Here is a 20,771-nt window from a genome sequence, read left to right on the forward strand (position 1 = left end):
TTTTTTTCTGATAGCTCTTAAAAGCTACCAACTACTTTTAATTTAGGCGTGGGTCAGTTGGATAATTAGAATAGATTTTATATTTGCCTCCCATTTCTTGCAGAATTGCATTCCAAAGCTGTTCTGGTTCGTGTTGAAACATAATTTTAGGGTTTACTTTTGAGATAATCCACGTATTATTTTCTAGTTCTGCATCCAATTGTAATTCTGACCAACCACTATAGCCCACAAAAAAGCGACAATTTTGCTTTGTAATTTTTCCTTTAAGTGCCAATTCTTGAAGATTATCAAAATCTCCTCCCCAAAAAATATCTTCAGAGATAATTAGCGACTCTTTGAGTTCAGTCATTGTATGTAAAAAGTGCATCGTATTTTGTTCGACAGGTCCTCCTACAAAAAGTTTGTTTTCAATTTCTAACAAGTCGGTTGCTTCACTTACACTAATTTCGGTCTGACGATTAACAACCAACCCAAAAGAACCTTCTTCTGAATGCTGACACACTAAAATCACAGTTCTATCAAAGTTTGGGTCATCTAATAAAGGTTCTGCCAACAAGAAATTACCTGCTTCTACAGAATTATTATCATTAAAAGGAGAATCAAAAAATTGCATTTTAATAAATAGGAATTAGAGATTGGATATTAGAGTATAGGAATTGGGAGCTGGGAATTAGGTATTAGGACTTAGATGCTATGAATACATTAAAACGATAAGGTTCTATGAAAATAATATAGATTTTCATTCTCTACTATCCAATTCCCAATATCTATTTCCTAACTTCTAATCTTGATAAAAATGATTTACAATTTCTAAATGGTTATTTACAAAACGAAGCAAGGGTACAAGCTGATTATCATTTGAGCCATAATAATTTTGTCCTATCATTACCTTTCCATCTATAAAGCGTTCTTTCTGTAAATGGCTTTCAAAATTTATTCCATATTTGTACATCGTTTTTCCGAAAAAGTAAAGTGATTCGTATCCTACATACGCATATTCAGAAGGCAAAATATTTGTTTTATTGATGTATTTTGTAATAAATTCTTTGCTCTTTAGAGGACTAACATAATCAGTATAGATAAAAAATACTGATCTATCCATAAAATCATTCATATCAATTTGGTCAAATTCTAACCAACCTTTATCTATAAAAAGAGGAATATCTACCATAGAAGTTTTCAAAACACTAATTACAGAACCTGCAACAGCTAGTTCGGAACTGGCTACAAAAATATGTGCTGTGGTATCTCCTTCTGGTTTTTTGAATGTCTCTCCTTCTTTCAATCGTGCTGGTTTTTTGGCAATCGGACTGAGTACATTTCTTATTTTATTAAAGGTACTTTTTCCTGCATCTACTTGTTCAAACGCCATTACTTTTCCTCCTTTTTCCTCTACAATTTTCTTATAAGCATTTGCTAATATAACATCTTTACGGGATTCTCCATAAATAATATAGGCTTTATCAGCATTTAAAGAGTCAAAAGAGTAATTAGCTACTGCTTTTGCTTGTGTGTAATAGCTTGGCTCAAAAAGATAGGTATTTTTCTTTCCTTCAATCAAATCAGGTGTATATGAAAGAGGGTTTACCATATTTATATTGTTAGTCTGTGCAAACTCTGAAACAATAGGAAATGTCGTTGGATATAAAGGTCCAAAAAACATATCAATATTTTTCATTGCAGGAAGCTCAACTAAATTTCTTACATTATTTGCATCATTTTCTGTATCAAAAGGCAACAAATTAATAGTTATCCCTTCATTTTTTAGGTCTTCTTGAGCTACTTTCATTCCTTCATACAAATCTAAAAATGATTGTACTTCACGAGCCGAACTTTCATTTTTTAATCTAAAAGGGAGCATTACAGCTACATTATATTCTTCCTTTTTAATCACTTTTTCAGGAGCTGTACTTTTAGTTTTTTGGTAGGGTGAGGTATAGCCATACGCAAATTCTATTTCTTTTAGTATTTTTTCATCTTCTTCTAAGACTTCACTTTGAGCTGCAATTTTATCAGCTAAAGCTTCTGATAAAGGACGGTCTTTTGAGAACTTTTGATATAATAGCTTTAATTCTGCAATTGATTTTTTAGGTAAAAAAGTTGCTTTCAAATTCTGTACGGCAGTGCGTAATTTTGAACCTTTTATTGCTTCTAACCAAGTCATTGCCTGTAAGGATTGGTCTTTTTCGAAGGCAATTAACCCACCTAAATAAAGCATTTCTTGATATTGGTCGGAGGGAAGAGTTTTGTCTTTTGCTTTTTTTAGAAGCTCACTAATTTTGGTATAAGCTGTTGCAAGGTCGCCTCCCTTATAACTTGCCATCGAATAGAGATAACTTGCAGGAAAGAAAAAACCATTGCTAGGATTCTCTTGCATTGCCATAATTAGGCTCTGACGTGCAGCCGAATAGTTCTTATTAGCTAGTTCTGTTTTGCCTTTTTGATAATAGCTTTGATAATCTTGAGCAAAAGAAGAAATAGGGGAAAAGATAAACAGTAGGCTAACTATTATGCTTAAAATTAAAGTAAAACGCATGAAATAGTGATTAATTATTAGTGATTAATTATGAATTGCTATACAGAAATCAACTGGTAGCTATTTACTGATAACTGGTAACTGATAAGGCACAAATTTGCTTACATCTTGCCCATAACGATATAATTCTCTAACAATAGAAGAGCTTATGAAGGTATATTGAGGAGAAGTAATTAGAAAAACGGTTTCGATATCTGAATCTACGTGTTTATTAGCTTGAGAAATAGGAGTTTCATATTCAAAATCAGTAGTGTTTCGGATTCCACGGAGAATAAAACGTGCGCCATTTCTTTTGGCAAAACGAGCTGTCAGTTCAGAATAAGGCTGTATTTCTATTCTATCTTCATCTTTAAAAGTTTCTTGTATCATTGTTTTCATTACCTCCAACTCAAAAAAACGCTTCTTTGTGCTATTTACGCCAATAGAAATAATAATTTTATCAAAGAGATGAAGTCCACGCCTTACAACATCTTCATGTCCTTTTGTAAATGGGTCAAAAGAACCTGGAAAGATTGCAATTCGTGGTGTATGCTGTATTTGTGTATTTTTTTCTTCCATTATTGTATTTGGGTCGGCTACATTGAGTGTGTATAATCTAATTGTTTATCCTTAATTTTGAAATCATCTAACGTCAAAAACTCTTCCCAAAACGGTTCTTGAGGTAAAGCTGCCACACAAATTAAAGGTTCTTTTTTGACAGGATGAATAAAATTAATTCTTCGTGCATGAAGATTTATATTTCCATCTTCATTTACTTTTTTATAGCCATATTTTACATCACCACGAATAGGACAACCAATGGCAGCCAATTGAACACGAATTTGATGAGGTCTGCCAGTCAGAGGCGTAACCTCTAACAAATGAAACATATTTAGTTTTCCCACATAACGATATTTCAATTCTGCTCGTTGAGCTTTTCCTTGTGGCTCATCGTAGGCTTGTGTAGTATTTGTCTTTGAGTCTTTTTCAAGATAATGAATAAGTTTGTCTTCCTTATTTGGAGGTCTTCTTTTAACAACAGCCCAATATACTTTATTAATGTCTCTATCTCTAAAAAGTTTGGACATACGTTCTAACCCTTTCGAAGTTCTGGCAAGTACCACTACACCACTTACAGGACGGTCAAGGCGATGTACCAAGCCACAAAAAACCTTTCCTGGTTTTTCGTATTTCACTCTAATATATTCTTTTGCTAAATCTACTAATGAATTATCACCCGTACTATCTCCTTGTGAAAGCAAACCTGCTGCTTTATTGACGATAAGTAAATGGTTATCTTCATAGATAACTCGGAAGGGTTTTTCTGTAATTGCCATTTTATCTGTTTCTTATATTAATATAAATTCACACAAAAATACAGATTATTTGTTAAAAAAAATGGATAAGGGACAATTACGAATCAAAAATTACGAATTAAGATGTATTAAAATAATAAATCCAGTTTAATATGTTGATTGTCAAAAGTTTGTATTAAAAGTTGTTTCTGTTAATTAATTTCTACTTCTAAAGGAAAAGAACTAAAAAGCGAATGGGAAGAGAAAAATCTCTTCCCATTGAATATTTATTAAACCTTATCACGGTTTGTATTAAGGTAGTTCAGACATCTTGTCTGAACATAAAAAGTAGTATTTTATCCTATTCAACAATCTGGAAGACTGTTATACAAATATTTATTAAAACTTTTTAGTTAGATTTTCTACTACTTCTCTTATTTTACTTTTTCCAGAAGTAAGGTCGCTTTGAATATCCATAATTGTCTTATCACCAGCCAAAACAAAAGTATTTCGTTTAGGAATTGAGACGATAGGCAACAGAGAATCATAGAGTTTGGCTACTTTTCCTTTTGTATCTGCTAAAAGCTCAAAAGGTAAATTATATTCCTTTTTGAAACGATTATGCGTTTCGATGTCATCTTTACTAATTCCGATAACCGTAACACCCAAATCTCTAAATGCTCCAAACTCATCTCTAAAAGAACACGCCTGTTCAGTACAAACGCTTGTAAAATCTTTTGGATAAAAATAAATAATACAAGGCTCATCACCCAAATCATATAACGTAAATTCTTTTCCTGAAGTAGAATCTAATGTAAAATTTGGTGCTTTTTCTCCGATTTTTAGTCCCATAAGTGTTTTGTATAATTATGTGATAATAAATTGATTTTGAACTACCAAACTGGTTTATTACTGATTAGTTTGAAAACAACTTTTAATTTCTCTAAAAAATCAAAACTATTATTGATACAGCAAGTTTTGATATAGAAATTACACAGATGAGTTATTTTAAGAATCGATTTTTTTTCTTAGCTCAAAGTGCTTAATTTTGCATCTTAGTTTTAAAGAATAATTAATTATTATAATTAATACTGATTTTCTTACCATTTAAAAAAGAATTTATACTATGAATTTAGTGAATCATCCTGCGCCTCGTTTTTCTGCTCCTGCTGTAATTGAAGGCGAAGAAATCATTAATGACTTTTCATTAGACCAATATATTGGCAAAAAAAATGTAATCCTTTTCTTTTACCCAAAAGATTTTACGTTTGTTTGTCCAACTGAAATTTTAGCTTTTCAAGAAAAATTAGCTCTTTTCGAATCTAAAGAAACAGCTATTGTAGGCTGTTCTACTGATACAGAAGAAACTCACCTTGCTTGGCTTATGACTCCAAAAAATAAAGGAGGAATTGAAGGCGTAACTTTCCCAATGGTAGCTGATACTGCCAAAACAATTGCTACAAACTATGGCGTTTTAGGTGGAGATTATACGTATGACGATAGAAATAACCTTGTTTTTGAAGGCGCACCAATTTGTCTTCGTGGAACATACTTAATTAATAAAGAAGGAATTATCAAGCATATTTCTATCAATGATTTTCCTTTAGGGCGTAATATCGACGAATATATCCGTTTGGTAGATGCTCTTCGTTATGTTGAGAAACATGGAGAAGTTTGTCCTGCAAACTGGGAAGAAGGAAAAGAAGCAATGCACGAAACTAGAGAAAGTGTAGCTGATTATTTAGGCAAAAAATAAGCACTTCTTTCTTTATATTTGAAAGTAATAAAAGAAGTCAGATAGTCTAGTAAAGATTATCTGACTTTTTTTGTGCGCTATTGCTAAAAGTATTACAGTTATTTTAAAAAGATACTTCTTCACAAAAAAACCTTTGCCTACCCACTAAGCAAAGGTTTTTGTTTATATTTCTTATAAATTACTATTCTAATTTTTAGAATAATTCAATATGTTATTTATTATTTGATTAGATGGTTTATGCTTTGTCTGACAATCATCCATTTGTTTTTTTAGATTTACTATTTCATAAAAAAACTGATTTAGTTTTTCATTTGATTGGAGAAGCAATTCTACTTTCGAATTTTCTAATGAAGATGTTTCTTGATAGACATAACGAACTACCATATTTTGGAGATACTGAAATTCAGTTTCCTTATCTTTTGAAACTGTTATTGATGTAGAATTGATTGATGAGCTAATTGTTGATAGGATTGGATTTTTCATACGATTTTCACTTATATAGATAGAATAACCTGTGTTTTTTGAGTTGTTCTGATTTAAGCTAATATTCAATCTTTTCTATCACTTATGTTTTAGCTAATGAATTATTCAATTTCATCATTTTATTTAACATCATTGTTAATTCCTTCGCTTGCCTCCATAAGTTTTCTAAGATTGATAAGAGCATAACGCATTCTTCCTAGTGCTGTATTTATACTTACGTGTGTCGAATCTGCAATTTCTTGAAAACTCATATTAAAATACTGACGCATAATCAATACTTCTCTTTGAGCATCAGGTAGCTGACGCACGTGTCTTTTCAAATTTTCACAAATCTCTTGCTCAATATGAGCTTCTTCAGAAGATTTTTGAGTAAATTCTATAGTATTAAAAACTGTACTACCGTCTTCTACAGTAATGGTTGGATAACGTTTTTGCTTTCTAAAGTAATCTATAGCCAAGTTGTGAGCAATACGTGAGAGCCAAGGTAAAAACTTCCCTTCCTCATTGTATTTGCCCAAACGAATAGTATCTACTACCTTTATGAATGCTTCTTGCATCAAATCTTCAGCTATATAAGTATCCTTTACAATCGTAATGAGAATAGTAAATATTCTGTTTTTATGGCGATTCAACAAAACAGCAAATGCGTTGTCGTTGCCTGATTTATAAAGAGTAATGAGCTGACTATCGTTAGCTTGTAATAATTCTTCTAAAGGAAGAGAGTCTTTTTTTCTCTTAGTAGTAATAGAATTAGTTTGAGTCTTAGACTTTTTTTCTTTGCTTAATTTACTTTTAGTTTGCATCTTCTTAACGTGGCTTAATAGTGGGTATTGCTTTAAAAAGAAGTACGAAGTGTACCGTGTCTGTAATAATTGATTGATATATACAAATATAACAACGTTTTATTAAAAATAAAAGTTACACATAGATTTTTTATCAATTACGTAAAATATCGCTTATCATTAACAATGCCAAATTCAACGAGAAAAGTTTTTATGTCGGTAAACAAATCCATATTTTCGACGAATGAACCAAATACAACGATTAATTTTCATAAAAACCAAACTAAAAACGAATCTTACCTGTTAAAAAAGTAGTGTTTTTTGATAAAAAATTACATAAGAAACTTAAAATACAAATGAATAACTTTTTAACACCCTTTTCACACGATTTTTTTATGAAAGAAGCTTTGAAAGAAGCTCAAAAAAGCTTTGAAGCTGGAGAGATTCCTGTAGGAGCTCTCATTGTTCATAATCAAAAAATTATTGCTAGAGCGCATAACATGACTGAAAAATTACAAGATATAACTGCTCATGCCGAACTAATTGCCATTACTTCTGCTGCTAATACACTAAATTTTAAGTATTTGACAGGCTGTAAGCTCTATGTAACCCTAGAACCTTGTGTGATGTGTGCTGGAGCATTGGCATGGTCGCAAATTTCAGAAATTTATTATGGAGCAAATGATTTGCAACGAGGTTTTTCTGTTCTTACAGATTCAAATTTGTTTCCAAAAAAGATAAAAATAAAAAATGAAATTTTGGCGCAAGAATGTGAAGAGTTATTAAAAAAATTCTTTAAAAAACTACGTAACTAAGGATTTATTTTCAAAAACAGTCTTTTAGAAGTAAAAAAGTTGGTTTTTGAGGCAAAGTGAAATTATAAATCTTATTTTTTTTCGATTTTTTTTCTTTCTACTTTTTTACCTAACGAAATCTAAAAATGAGATATAAAAAAAAGTCAATTGAAAAACTGTATTCTACAATTTTTCAATTGACTAAAAATTTAACATTTTTTTATTTAACACTTTTTAACTAATCTAAATTTCTTATTTTGTAGTCTTCAATCAGATTAATTACGAAATCATTTAGCTTTTGAGGAAAAATTAAGGTCAAATCATTCAAAACGAGCCACTAAATCAGTCATTTCTAAGAAAGGAGTAGGTAATTCTTCAATATTACTTATCAAATTGGGGTGTTTTGTATTGTAAGTATGGTCTGCATCTTCTATCAAGACTAATTTTGCATTTTTAGTCTGAGTTGTAGTAGAACTGCTCCACTCAAAAATATCTTGTGCATCCTTTGGCGTTACAGAACTATCTTTTGCTCCGTGAATAATAAGTTGTGGCGTATTTGCTTGAGCTAACTTTTGTGTGGCTTCCTTTACAGAGTAGTTTGCAGGATTTTTCTTAAAATCTTCGTGAAAAGATTCAAACAAAGGCATTTTTTGATTAGTGCGTCCGTTTGCTATAATTACAACTCCGTTTTTGTGCCATTCTTTTTTATTTTTTTCGTTGAAATAACGCTCTTCCAAATCACTGACTGCCGAAAGTGTAATTACTTTTTTAATGCGTTTGTCTTTAGAAGCATAAATAATAGCTGTACTTCCTCCTCTGCTGTGTCCCACAAGGCGAATATCCTTTCTATTTCGTTTTGGTAAGTCTGAGCTTTTATTAAAAATGAAATTAATCGCTGTTGCTGTATCAGAAAGTTCTTTTGTGATTGTATTTTGTCCGAAGGCTTCTAAATCTTCAAAATCAAGAGGACTTTCAGTAGTTGTTCCGTTATGAGAAAAATTTACTTTGAAAACTAAAAATCCTTTTTGCGTCCAAACTTGAGCCATTTGGTCAAAAGCACCCCAATCTTTAAAACCTTTGAAACCGTGCAGAAAAACAATAATAGGCGTTTGAGAATTTGTTCTTTCTTTTGGAAGATGATAGTCTATAAGAATAGATTTTGCTGGAGCGAGTGGATTAGGTAGTTTTATTTCTATTTTTTTCATCGTTTGGAAAATAGGGTTTAGAGAAGATAAATTTAGAAATTAGATTTATGAAGTTAGAAGTAAATGAAGTATGAGCTAAATACATATAAAACAGCAAATAAAAAATATAAAATTGAAATTAACTGCTTACTGGTAATTGCTACTAAGAATTTATTTTGAGTTCTTTTATAAAAGAAAAATAATCAAAGGAAAATTTCGTGAAGTCTTTATAATCAATTTTAGGTTTTTTATCAGCAATATTTGGATACATTTCTTGCCAAGTATCCAAAATAAAATTAATTCGTTTTGTGGTCAAAGTTTTTTGTATAGTAATTTGACTTTCATTTTTTTCTGAAAAAGTATGTTTTGCTTCTAAGGCTTCAAAAAAATTTGGATAAAGAATTTGAAAATAAAGATGCAAAAATTCTTTTGTCGGACGTGGCAATCCGTAATTGAACAAACAATAACCAGCAATATACTCAAAGACAAAAGGTGTAAACTCTTGCTGTTCGTTTTTGTCGAACCAAGAAGCAGCCTGTAATTGTTTTTCTACTATTTCTTTGATTTCTTGTTCATAAGCAGGTTTAGAAATCCCAAATGTTGCTTTGGTCTCATAAAAGTTAGAAGCTAATTCTTTATCAGAAAGAGTAAGTAATTTTTCAAATTCTTTTATTGCATAGTCATTGCGTTGCACGGGCAAACGGTTTTGGTCATAGAAAACTACTTTATGAATATCTTCCAAAATTGCCGTAATCGTTCCTTCTGGAGTAAGCAAATAATCTATTCGATACAAAAGTGTCAGAAGCATATATGAGATGGCAGAAGCAAGACGTTCAGCATTCAATTTTTCTATTTCGTCTAGCGTTTCTTTTATCCATTTTTTCAAGAAGCGAAGTTTTACTTGTTGCTGCTTTTCTGACAAAAATTCAATATGTTTATCATCAATAGATTCTAATTGATTTGTAAACTCATTCAATAATAAATCATCTTGTGCATCCGAACGAGTAGCGATTTCTCTAAGCCCATTGTATAACTTACCTGCAAAACTATCAACCGTATTGGTCGTAAAACGAATCCAGATAACTCCATTTTCGTCTAATGAAAACCCACTATACAAAAGATTGTAATTCATCTCCATTAAACGCCTTCCCAAAGCGACATGCAAATCTTCTTTTAGTTGTACTAGCTTTACTTCCCCTACAAACTCTTCAGAATTAGCAAAACCACGCACTATTTTTGAGCCTTGCTGCAATGTAAAGTCTATTTTGAAATCTGCTATATTTCCATCTTTATTAATCTGAACAGTATCATAATTTAGGTTACTTTCGTTATCATCAAGCAGATAATTAAAAAACTCTAAATAGGCTTGTAGATAATTTTTTTCTTCAAAAAAGCCTGTCGACCTTGCCCACGCATCATATTTTTCTAGTGTTTTGTGTGCATCAGAGTATCTACCAAATCGTATATCAATTCCATCATTAGTGTCCGTTTGTCCGACAAAGGCTGTTATAATTTTTTTGAAAAGCATATCTCTTTTTTTGTTTGTAAGCGACAATTCAAATTCAATTTAAGGAAAGAATCTCAAAAATAACTGGTATTTTTTTGAAAATGCTCTTTATTGTTTGTATTTTTAATAAAAAAAGAAATCTTAGACCATAAAGTGCTAGTAAAATCTTAACTTTGAATTTTGTTTACTTTCTTTTACTAACAATTATGAATTAACGCCATTATTGTTTTTTTAGCGTAGTAACAATAACTACACTCTGAAAACATAGGTTTAAAGCCTAAAAGAAGACCTAATAGTTTTTATAAGAAAGCTCTGTAAAACCATACCTTTTGAAGCTAATTTTGCTAAATAATTTTATCAAGAAACAAGTTATATCAATACTATAAATTTATGAAATTTCTATTCAAAAAATATTTATATTTATCTCTCTTATTCGTAGGATTGATAATTGGCTTTTTTAGATGTGTTGCGATTGAAGACTTGATAGCTCCCACTATTGGAGATTTTGTTTTAGAAGAAAGATACAACATAACAGACTCAATACTAGTAACAGTAAATTTATTTGATAATTTTGTAGTAGAAAAAGCAGACATTACTATAAAAAAAGTAGGTGGCAATAGTTCACTTGATACTACGATAACTATAAGCACAGATAGTACGCAGGCGAGGTTAGTAAATCTAGTTGATTATCCTATTTTCATTCCTGTTGATGCTGCTTTAGGAGAATATACGTTTACACTTACCGTGGCTGATGGCATAGAGGATGAGAATAATCCTCCTCCAAATATAACTACTATTGAAAAAACTTTTTTTGTAGATGGTGATGGTAGTGCGCCTCTTGTTGATGGTATTGAGTTGGATTTGGATTTAGATATTAATATAGACAATCTATTAATAAGTGCATTTCCAGATGGTGTAACGTATCAAGCTTGTAGGTCAAGTATAATTCCAATTTCAGGAACAGCTAGTGACAACGTGGGTATAGAAAGTATATTGGCAGAGTTTAGAACAGAACAAGGTACATCTATTGTTTCTAGCCGAAGAGAATTTACTTTTAGTGGAGAAACTAAACCTTTACAAATCGTATTAGAAGATGTTTTTGAAACAAATCCTATCGTAGTTCCAAGTCAAGGTAATCCTCCTAATAATAATTTTATAGCAAACAATACTCAATTAGAGCTTGTCATTGTTGCAACAGATATAAATGGTCAATCTGCTAGTAAAGCTATTCCTTTTATGATAGATTGTGATGACCAAAGTCCAATTATTCAAAGTATTATTACAAATCCACCTTTGAATGAAACTAATGGCGATTCTGTGAAAGTAATACAAGGACAAGAATTATTTATTACTGGTGGTATTGTTAGCGATAAGCGTGAAACAACATCAATTGAAAATGATGGATTATTAAAAAATATTTCTGTTTATTTTAATAATGAAGATGCTCCTTTCAAAACTTGGTTTATAAATAGCGATACTATAAATCTTAAAAACCTTGATAGTATTCCTCTTGCTATTCCTATTCCTCCAAACCCACAAACAACTGATAATTATTCGTTTACTGTTGAAGCTACTGATTTTGCTGGTAATGAGCCTACAAGGGAGACAATAAGAATAAAGATTATAGAAAATGAACCTCCTAATTTATCATCAGTACAGTTTACATTTGGAGATGCTGACATAATAAGAAATTTTAGCAATAACCCAAGGGAAGAAGAAAGTATTTCAGTAGATATTACCTATCGTTTAGTAAAAGGTATAACTGATGAATCAGGCTTATCCAATTACATTGCTACTTGGCAAAGAGAACAAGAAGCCCCAATCACAATAGGGGAATTAAGCAATATAAACTCTAACGATATTCAATTCGTATCTAGTGGTAACGACGACGCTTTTACAAAGCAATATGTTCCTTTTGCAGTAGAAGAAGGTACAAGAGTAGGTACTCGTTATACTCTCACTATACAAGCTGAGGATACTTCTGGTAAGTTTATTGAGCAAACTTACTATTTTATCGTTACCGAATAAAATCATCATCTAATGTCAGAGAGAGAGTAGCCTACACAAAGAGTTGTTCTTTCTTTTATTTTTCTAAAAAATCATAATACGTGAATACAATTTTCCTATTATTAGGAGGAAATCTAGGAGATAGAGAAGCGACTATTTCGGAAGCAAAAAAGTATATTTCTTTACAGATTGGAAATATAGAAAAAGAATCTAGTCTCTATCAAACGGCAGCTTGGGGTGTAGAGAATCAGCCTTCTTTTCTCAATCAAGTAATAGAAATATCTACACTTCTATCAGCACAAGAAATACTCTTTCAAATAGAAGAGATAGAAAAAAAGCTAGGCAGAAAACGCTATCAAAAATGGTATGCCCGAACGATTGATATAGATATTCTATATTATGAAAATGAGATTTTGGAAGAAGAAGAAAATGATAGTAAGAAACAAAAAGACTTAAAAATCCCTCATCCATTTTTGCATCAACGTCGTTTTACGCTTGTTCCTTTGGTAGAGATTGCTCCTTATTTTGTACATCCTATTTTAGAAAAGACAAATAAAGAGCTTTTGGAGATTTGTTTGGATAAGCTGCCTGTGGAGCAGTTGGTAGTGAATGGATAATTTAAAATTGACAATTTACTGGTTATCAAAGCATAAAAACTTTGTCAGCAGTTTTTTGGTAATCCAAAAATAGCTATGACAATAGTTTGAGTACACAACTATTAACAGCCTTCTTGGAAAGACTGTCAAAGTTTAAAAAAATACTATATTTTATTTGATTATCTAAACACGAATCCCCATAATAGCAATATCATCACGTTGTTTTGTATCTCCTTGATGAACAAGTAACATATCTGTAAGCTCTTGCTTTTGCTTTTGGGCAGGTAGTGAACCAATATTTTTTAATACATTTTGTAATTGCAGACTACCAATTTTTTTACCATTACTATTGGGTTGGTCAGCATATCCATCAGAAGTTAGATAAATCATATCTCCACTTTCAAGTTGAATTTCGGTTGTAGTGAACACCTTTTCGTCTTTTGCTCGTTTTCTTCCTCCAATAGATTTTCTATCTCCTTTTACTTCTTTAAAAATACCATCTTTTTTAGTAATATAAAGAGGTCTTTTTGCTCCCGAAAACCATACTTGATGTGTTTTGAGATTGATTTTACAGAAGCAAACATCCATTCCATCCGTATTTCTGTTGTCCTGTTGAGAAAGAGAAGTTCTGATTTTTGTATTCAATAGTTCAAGTGTTTCACAAGGTTTTAGTGTTCGGTTTTGTTGTACCATATCACTCAAAAGTGAACTTCCAATCATAGACATAAACGCCCCTGGAACTCCGTGTCCAGTACAGTCTGCCACAGCAACATACACAATATCTCCCAAATTTTTGAACCAATAAAAATCTCCAGAAACAATATCTAAAGGTTCATAAACAGTAAATACTTCAGGCAAATGCTCCTTTAATTCTGTTTCGGTAGGTAAAATAGCTTTCTGAATCGTTTCGGCATAACGCAAACTATCCGTCATATTTTTGTTCTTTTCTTCTAATTCTTTTGTGCGTTCTTTTACCTGTAATTCTAATAAAGCCTGTTGGTTTTTACTTCTTTTGATTCTAGCTATATAAAAAGTAGAAATAATTCCTACAATAAAAAAAACTCCCAGCACTCTAAACCATAGACGCTCCCAAACAGGTGTCGAAACATTTATATACAGAGCAATTCCGTCTTCATTCCAAACCTCATCAGAGTTAGATGCTTTTACACGAAAAATATAGTTTCCATACGGCAATGTCGGATAATTGACAAATCTACGCCCAGAATTTACATACGTCCATTCTTCATCTAGTCCTTCCATTTTATAAGCATACATATTCTTTTTTGGGTCAGAAAAATGTAATGCAGAAAATTCTAGTGAAAAGCCTGTTTTTTCATAATCTAAAGTAAGACTATCAGCCGTCAAGATATAACTATCCAATGGATTTTCAACTCTAGTAATAAAGTCTATAAAAGGAAGTGATTTAGAAAAAATTTCTATTTCTGTAAAGACAAGTTGAGGAGGCAAAGGGTCGTCTTTAATTTCAGTTGGAAAGAAAGCATTATAACCATCTTTTCCACCAAAAAACAACTCTCCTTTTTCACTTTCATAATACGAACCAGCCAAAAATTCTTGTCCTTGCAAACCGTTTGTTTCATCATAAGACTTTGCTCTCAATGTTTCTAAAGAAAAACGAGAAATACCTTTATTTGTAGAAAGCCATAGATTATTGTCTTCCCCTAAAATGACTGAATAAATCATATCAGTAGGTAGTCCATCTTTTCTTGAGAAATAACTTAATGAATCTTGTTTTGGAAAATAACGAATCAAACCTTTGCTAGAACTAAACCAAACACTACTATCGCCCACCTCTTCGATAGCACTTACCCAAACTTCAAGGTCTTTTCGTTTGTCTAAAATAACCTTCTCTGTCGCAATATCATATAAATATGCTCCTGTTGGTGTTCCTACCCAAATTGTATTTTTGTCTGTTGATTTTGCAGAAAGCATAATTTCATTATCTGATAGCTTTGATTCTCCTTCAATCTTCACTTCGAAATCATTCAAGGCACGATTATATTTACATAAATCTCCTTCAAAAGTAAGTACCCAAATTTCGCCTTTTTTGTCTGTGAAAATTTCTGCTATTCTACTAGATGGTAATCCTTCCCAGTGTTTTTTGTACTGAATAATAGTCAGTTTTCCATTTTTATAAGAAAAACGCCCTACTCCTCTATCTCTTGTACTACACCACGTCGTTCCATAGAGGTCTTGTGTAATTCCTGTTACATCATCACTTGGCATTGCGTGTGAATAACGAGAATATTGCGTAAACCAACCGTTTGCAATATTAGGGTTATATCTAAAAATACCTGCTTTTTTTGTTCCTATCCACGTTTTTCCTTCATCATCTTTGTAGAAGCAAGTAATATTATTATCTTGAATTCCATTTTTACGAATATCATTTACCGAACGATATAATCTAAATTTGACTTTCTGTGGGTCATATTTATTCAGTCCTCCTTGTTCTGTTCCAAACCAAAAAACTCCTGTACGGTCTTGAAAAAGAACTTTTATTCCTGCATTATCACTCAAACTAAAGGGGTTATAAACATCTTTTTGAAAACGAAGAAAGCCCGATTTTTCATTCAAATATTTATTCAATCCTTGTGAAGCAGTTCCTATCCAAAGCGTTCCTGCTTTATCTACCAAAAGACCTGTGATGTGATTTTCACTAATAGAATTTTCATCATTCGTTTTATGGACAAAAGAAGTAAAAGAATCATCATTCTGTTTTTCAGTTTGTTTCTGACTAGATAATTTATCTAAATGAAGAGCCTGTAAGCCACTTTTTGTTCCTATCCAAACTACACTTGCTGTTGCATCTACTGCCAATGAGGTAATATGATTATCCAAAAGTCCGTTATCTGTATCAAAATGTCTTACTTGTTCGTTGGTTTGAGCTAGTGCAATTCTGTACAAACCAAGTGAATCTGAACCTATCCATATAGCACCTTTAGTATCTTGAGTAATAGCAGAAATAGGTAAATCTTTCAAAATGGCTAACTTTTGATTATTAGCAGCAAAATGTATCCATTCGTTTTTTTTCTCTTGATAAAAACTCAATCCTTCTTTACTTCCTACCCAAATATTGTCTTTATTATCTCTAAATAGATTATTGATTTGCGTGTGTGGGATAGCTCCAGTTTCTCCAAACTGAACTTGCTCAAAGGTATTTTCATTTCTAATCCACTTACTGATTCCTTCTTCTGTTCCTACCCAAATATTACCTTTTTTATCTTCACAAAGTGCCTTGATAGAATTATTTGTAAGAGAAGTTGAATCATTAGGTAGATGTTTGTAATCCACCAACGAATAGCCATCATATCTATGCAAACCATCAGGAGTTCCTATCCATAAGAAGCCTTGCTTATCTTGAATAAGTGCTGTAATATTGTTTTGTGAAAGACCTTCTGATGTTGTTATTGCTGAAAAACGAATGCTTTGAGCAAAAGAAGTAGAAAAATAGACTACAAAAAGTAGTAAAAATAAGAAGGTTGATAAGAAAGCAAATATTTTATTAGAATAAAATAATTTACTGTTCCTTTTTTTGGAGGAAAAAAATTGCATAGACTTGCAAAAATTAGTAATTTCTAGGATAGAATAATATAGGATAATAGTAACCTAAAAATACACAAATTCTATAATCTAAAAAAATCTAATTTCAATTTGGACTAAAAACTAAGTAAACTCTTCAGAAATAAGTACAACAAACTTATTTAATTGTAAATTAATAAGAGTTACAGATATAAATCAATTTATTTTATGGAAAAGATATTAGACAGACAAGAACAAATAAATCTCAAAAGAAATAAAACTTGGCTAATTATTATACTGACAAATACTATTTTGATAAGTGGCATGTTTTGGGTTTTCGAATCAGCACAAGACGTAGGAAAACTATTTGTAGGTGGGTTAGGAGTTATTTCCATTCTTTCAATAAATCCAATTGTCGCAATGATTTTACTTTTTTTTACAGACTCAAAGGATTGGAAAAAATGGTGCTTTACTGCCTGTATTGTATCTTTAGTAATTTCTGTACTCTATTTTTCTATTCTGTTTTGAAAAACTATATCACAAAAAGATGTATCTTTTCCTACCAAAATTTCAAATCGTAATTTTTAATTCGTAATTAATACATGGATAATCTTCGTGCTATTTTAGATACTTTTTCGGAGGAGGAAAAAAAGGCTCTTCACGCTTTCGTGCAGCGTCAAAAAATCCGTAAAAATAGAAAAGACCTTCAACTTTTAGAACTCTTACAAGAAGAAACTGTCTATAATGGGAAAGAATTATTGATACAGCTTTATCCAAAAACAAAGAATAAGGTGGCTTATCATGCGCTTCGCAGAAGGCTGATGCAACATTTTATAGATTTTATTACGCTTTCAAGAAGTACCGACCAAACTATTGAAGGAACTGATATTATGGGAATACTTTCGCTCTCTCACTACCTTTTTGAAGTAAACCTAGAAAGTATTGCTTGGAAGTACCTCAAAAAAGCAGAAAATCAAGCTCGTGAAAATGAACAATACCATCTTCTCAATTCAATTTATAACTTAGCACTTGCAAATACAAATAGTGAATTTGCACCTAATTTTGATGAGCTTTTAAGGTTACGCAATCAAAATAAAATTTTTGCAGAACAAGAAGAACGAGCGCATATTGCCAATTGCATCTTAAAAAATCAACTCGCAGAAGCAAAACGAGAAGGAAAGGTATTAGATTTTGATAAAATAATGAATCAAATTTTGGAAGAATGGGACTTGACAAAAGTTGTAACTGAACGCCCTAGAATCCGTTTCAATTTACTTTCCATTGCTAGAAATGCCGTAGTTGCTAAAAAAGAATATTATAGTTTCGAATCTTTTTTACGTCTGAATTATGATGAGTTATTAAAAGATATGATGATTTCAGAAAAAAATCAATCTTACAATCAATATTATAGGCTCTCATTGCTTTATATGTTGGCTCATCTTTTATATCGCAACAAAAAATTTAATGAATCCTTGTCTTACCTTGAAGAATTTCAAGATATTTTAGAATCTTCTTCCAAAAATTCAAAAAGTTATAAAACCTCTTTTTACTCCAAATTTACGCTCTTGAAGGCTGCAAACCTTGCTTTTACAGAAGAGCGAGACAAAGCTATCGAATTATTAGAAAATTTACTCAAAAAAAATAAGTCTATTCTCTCAACCAACGATGTTTTGAATACGCATCTAAATTTGGTTTTTTATCACTTTCAAAAAGACGATTTTAAGAAAGCAAATAAAGTTTTATTAGATTTTGGTCATTCTGATACTTGGGTAGAGAAAAAAATGGGGAAAGAGTGGGTTGTTAGAAAATGGCTTATTGAATCTGTGTTGCAATTTGAGCTTAAAAATGATGATATTGCACGAAAAATTATTGCTAAAATAAAACAAAAATATGCTTCTCTTTTAGGGCAGTCTAATTATCAAAACAGTAAGCCTTTTTTGAATCTTTTAGAAGAATATATGCGTTATCCACAGCGAGTTACGCAGTCTGATTTTTCGGAAAAAGTAGAGAAGGTAATTACTTTTGCAGAAAGTAGCCAACAAGAAGATTTGCAAGAAATGGCATTTTATGCGTGGCTAAAATCCAAAATGGAAAGAAGAAATTATTATGAGACACTCTTAGAATTAGCCAATAAAGTAAATTAAGGTTTTTTTACTTGATTTGGAAATAGACAGAAATCTATGTTTCTTTATTGTAAAATATTAAAGCTACTACTTTACTAAACAATGCACTTACAAAAACTATATATAGTTCTGTTATCGTTCTTTTTCTCTTTTATCTTGTTTTCTAGCTTTGCTAACAAATCAGATAGTTTAATTAGTGCCTATAAATCTGTTAGTAAAAAAGACCAAATAAAGTGGATTAATAAACTTGTAGAAGCTGACATAAAATCAGAGGAGAAAAAAAAGGTTTTGAATTTTATATTGGAGCAGAATAAAAATGATAAAATACTAAAAGCAAAGATATATGTGACTTTTGGTTTTTTAGAAGAGCAAAATAAAAAATTCCCTAAAGCTATTGAAGCCTATGAAAAAGCTTTGTTTATACAAAAAGAATCAAACCAAATTGCTTTAGATACGCTTGTCAATCAATGGAAAATCAATTTAGCTACTGTTTATCAAGCTATTGGAGATGACCAAAAAGCATATGTTATTTTTATGGAAGTATTAAAAAATATTGAAAAAGATACTGATAAGAATAGTAAAAAAGAGTTGATAGCAGATATAAGCAAAAGAATTGGAGATGTACATCGTAACCTAAAAAATGAAGATAAAGCTATTGAATACTATCAAAGAGCCCTCGAATTATATCAAGAGTTAAACATAAAACAAGGAAAAGCATCTACTTCAAATAGTTTAGGAATTCTTTACTCTGACCAAGGCAATCCTCAAAAAGCATTAGAGTTTTATAGAAAAACATTACAACTTTGTAGAGAAATAGGCTATGAAAGAGGGGTTTCATTTACGCTCAATAATATTGGCTACGAACTTTTTGTCTTAAAAAATTATGACTCAGCTTTTTATTATTATGAAGATGCTCTCAAACTCAAAGAAGAACTAAATAACCCTTCTAGCATGTCTGCTACTTTAGTAAATATGGGACAAGTTCGCTTGGTTCAAGAAGAATATACAGCAGCAAAATTATTGTTTCAGAAAAGCTTAGACCTTGCTATCAAAACAGAAAATAGTTCAGTAGAGTTAGAAAATTATGAATATCTCACACAGCTTTATCAAAAAATTGGAAAGTCAGATGAAGCCTTAGAAAACCTTCAAAAATACGTAGAACTAAAAGAAGTTATTTCTGAAGAAAGTAAATTAGAACAAATAAATGAGTTAGAAGCTCGTTTTCAAGCAGGAAAAAAACAACAACAAATTGATTTTTTACAACAAAAATCTGAATGGGAAACAGGAAAAAGTTATCTGTTAGGAGGAGTAGCACTTTTGGCTATCATTGTTGTCTTTTTGGCTTTTAGAAGAATTAGAGAAAAACATAAAGTAAATCAACTTTTAGGAAAAAAAAATAATGAAGTTACAACTGCAAATCAAAAAGTAAAAGAAAGTATTGTATATGCTAAACATATTCAAGATGCTATTCAAGTCAATGAAACACAGCTTTTTGAATATTTTCCTACTCATTTTATTCTCAACCGTCCTAGAGATATTGTAGGTGGAGATTGTCTTTGGTTTGCTCAGAAAGAAGAGGTTTTTTATATGGCTTTGGCTGACTGTACAGGTCATGGCGTTTCGGGTGCTTTCATGACTATTCTTTGTAATTCTTTACTAAATGATATTTTTAAGCATAATAATTCAGCAAATAATGAACTTAATCCTGCCGAAATACTAGAAAAATTAGATGATTTATTAGAGGAGAATTTGCATCAAAAACAAACTCAAATAATGAGTGGAATGGACATTGCAATTCTGAAAATAGATGCAAAAGAAAATAAAATAGTTTATGCAGGTGCAAAAATCCCTCTTTATTATAAATTGCAAAATTCAAAATTAATATCCATCAAAGCTACACGAAGACCAATAGGAGAGCAGCAGTTTAGACACAAACGAACAAACTTTAAAAATCATTTTTTAGATATCGAAAAGGGAATGCGTATTTATCTGACTTCAGACGGTTATCAAGACCAGTTTGGAGGAGCAGAGAATAAGAAATTTATGAGAAAAAATTTTGAAAAGTTAATTTCTACTGATATTCCTATCTCTAATCAAGAAAAAGAAGTAGTTGATAAATTAGAAAATTGGAAAGGAAAAGAGCATCAAACTGATGATATTATGGTGGTTGGAATAGAGTTTTAAAACAATTT

Annotated in this window: 17 protein-coding genes; 7 read left to right on the forward strand and 10 right to left on the reverse strand. The window is 31.2% G+C overall.

The genetic code is table 11. The features are described 5' to 3' along the window. Window positions 1-37: 37 nt before the first annotated feature. From WAF17_RS04600 to WAF17_RS04620, 5 genes are all read right to left on the reverse strand, one after another. Window positions 38-613, reverse strand: a complete 576-nt coding sequence (locus WAF17_RS04600; protein ID WP_338766830.1) for a YqgE/AlgH family protein — start codon at window positions 611-613, stop codon at window positions 38-40. Between the two features lie 168 nt (window positions 614-781). Beyond that, window positions 782-2,536: an ABC transporter substrate-binding protein gene (locus WAF17_RS04605; protein ID WP_338766833.1), complete on the reverse strand. Its 1,755-nt coding sequence runs from the start codon at window positions 2,534-2,536 to the stop codon at window positions 782-784. A 60-nt stretch (window positions 2,537-2,596) separates the two neighbouring features. Further along, on the reverse strand, window positions 2,597-3,094 hold the full coding sequence (gene coaD, locus WAF17_RS04610; protein ID WP_338766835.1) for a pantetheine-phosphate adenylyltransferase: 498 nt from the start codon (window positions 3,092-3,094) through the stop codon (window positions 2,597-2,599). A 17-nt stretch (window positions 3,095-3,111) separates the two neighbouring features. Further along, a complete protein-coding gene (locus tag WAF17_RS04615; RefSeq protein ID WP_338770144.1) occupies window positions 3,112-3,846 on the reverse strand; it encodes an RluA family pseudouridine synthase in 735 nt (244 codons plus the stop codon). A gap of 363 nt (window positions 3,847-4,209) precedes the next feature. Further along, complete coding sequence (locus WAF17_RS04620; protein ID WP_338766838.1) at window positions 4,210-4,662, reverse strand: peroxiredoxin; 453 nt, start codon at window positions 4,660-4,662, stop codon at window positions 4,210-4,212. 274 nt (window positions 4,663-4,936) lie between these two features. Between WAF17_RS04620 and WAF17_RS04625 the strand changes: the two genes are divergently transcribed. Next, the gene (locus WAF17_RS04625; protein WP_338766841.1) at window positions 4,937-5,566 is read left to right on the forward strand and encodes a peroxiredoxin; all 630 of its coding nucleotides are present in this window, start codon (window positions 4,937-4,939) and stop codon (window positions 5,564-5,566) included. A 186-nt stretch (window positions 5,567-5,752) separates the two neighbouring features. Here WAF17_RS04625 and WAF17_RS04630 read toward each other — a convergent pair whose 3' ends face one another. Then, window positions 5,753-6,049 carry a hypothetical protein gene (locus WAF17_RS04630; RefSeq protein WP_338766844.1) on the reverse strand — a complete coding sequence of 99 codons (297 nt, stop codon included), beginning with the start codon at window positions 6,047-6,049 and terminating at the stop codon, window positions 5,753-5,755. Between the two features lie 119 nt (window positions 6,050-6,168). Beyond that, entirely contained in the window at window positions 6,169-6,852 is a 684-nt protein-coding gene (locus tag WAF17_RS04635; protein WP_338766846.1) for a sigma-70 family RNA polymerase sigma factor, read from the reverse strand. A gap of 335 nt (window positions 6,853-7,187) precedes the next feature. Here WAF17_RS04635 and WAF17_RS04640 point away from each other — a divergent pair, with 335 nt between their 5' ends. Beyond that, the gene (locus WAF17_RS04640) at window positions 7,188-7,646 is read left to right on the forward strand and encodes a nucleoside deaminase (RefSeq protein ID WP_338766848.1); all 459 of its coding nucleotides are present in this window, start codon (window positions 7,188-7,190) and stop codon (window positions 7,644-7,646) included. 299 nt (window positions 7,647-7,945) lie between these two features. Here WAF17_RS04640 and WAF17_RS04645 read toward each other — a convergent pair whose 3' ends face one another. Next, on the reverse strand, window positions 7,946-8,830 hold the full coding sequence (locus tag WAF17_RS04645) for an alpha/beta fold hydrolase (protein ID WP_338766850.1): 885 nt from the start codon (window positions 8,828-8,830) through the stop codon (window positions 7,946-7,948). Between the two features lie 142 nt (window positions 8,831-8,972). Continuing rightward, complete coding sequence (locus WAF17_RS04650) at window positions 8,973-10,337, reverse strand: hypothetical protein (protein WP_338766853.1); 1,365 nt, start codon at window positions 10,335-10,337, stop codon at window positions 8,973-8,975. A gap of 369 nt (window positions 10,338-10,706) precedes the next feature. Between WAF17_RS04650 and WAF17_RS04655 the strand changes: the two genes are divergently transcribed. Beyond that, window positions 10,707-12,344 carry a hypothetical protein gene (locus WAF17_RS04655; protein ID WP_338766855.1) on the forward strand — a complete coding sequence of 546 codons (1,638 nt, stop codon included), beginning with the start codon at window positions 10,707-10,709 and terminating at the stop codon, window positions 12,342-12,344. 80 nt (window positions 12,345-12,424) lie between these two features. Continuing rightward, complete coding sequence (gene folK, locus WAF17_RS04660; RefSeq protein WP_338766857.1) at window positions 12,425-12,940, forward strand: 2-amino-4-hydroxy-6-hydroxymethyldihydropteridine diphosphokinase; 516 nt, start codon at window positions 12,425-12,427, stop codon at window positions 12,938-12,940. Window positions 12,941-13,102: 162 nt separating this feature from the next. On the opposite strand, the gene WAF17_RS04665 is transcribed toward folK, so the two are convergent. Then, window positions 13,103-16,489 (reverse strand): two-component regulator propeller domain-containing protein, encoded by a 3,387-nt coding sequence (locus tag WAF17_RS04665; RefSeq protein ID WP_338766861.1) that lies wholly within the window; start codon window positions 16,487-16,489, stop codon window positions 13,103-13,105. A gap of 195 nt (window positions 16,490-16,684) precedes the next feature. Between WAF17_RS04665 and WAF17_RS04670 the strand changes: the two genes are divergently transcribed. The 3 genes from WAF17_RS04670 to WAF17_RS04680 all read left to right on the forward strand — a co-directional run bounded on the left by WAF17_RS04670 (window position 16,685) and on the right by WAF17_RS04680 (window position 20,763). Then, window positions 16,685-16,984, forward strand: coding sequence for a hypothetical protein (locus tag WAF17_RS04670; RefSeq protein WP_338766864.1), 300 nt, complete (start codon window positions 16,685-16,687; stop codon window positions 16,982-16,984). 74 nt (window positions 16,985-17,058) lie between these two features. Then, entirely contained in the window at window positions 17,059-18,600 is a 1,542-nt protein-coding gene (locus WAF17_RS04675; protein ID WP_338766866.1) for a hypothetical protein, read from the forward strand. A gap of 81 nt (window positions 18,601-18,681) precedes the next feature. Beyond that, complete coding sequence (locus WAF17_RS04680; RefSeq protein WP_338766869.1) at window positions 18,682-20,763, forward strand: tetratricopeptide repeat protein; 2,082 nt, start codon at window positions 18,682-18,684, stop codon at window positions 20,761-20,763. The last annotated feature ends 8 nt before the right edge of the window (window positions 20,764-20,771 follow it).

The sequence above is a fragment of the Bernardetia sp. ABR2-2B genome, assembly GCF_037126435.1.
In the GTDB taxonomy this organism is placed as follows: Bacteria; Bacteroidota; Bacteroidia; order Cytophagales; family Bernardetiaceae; genus Bernardetia.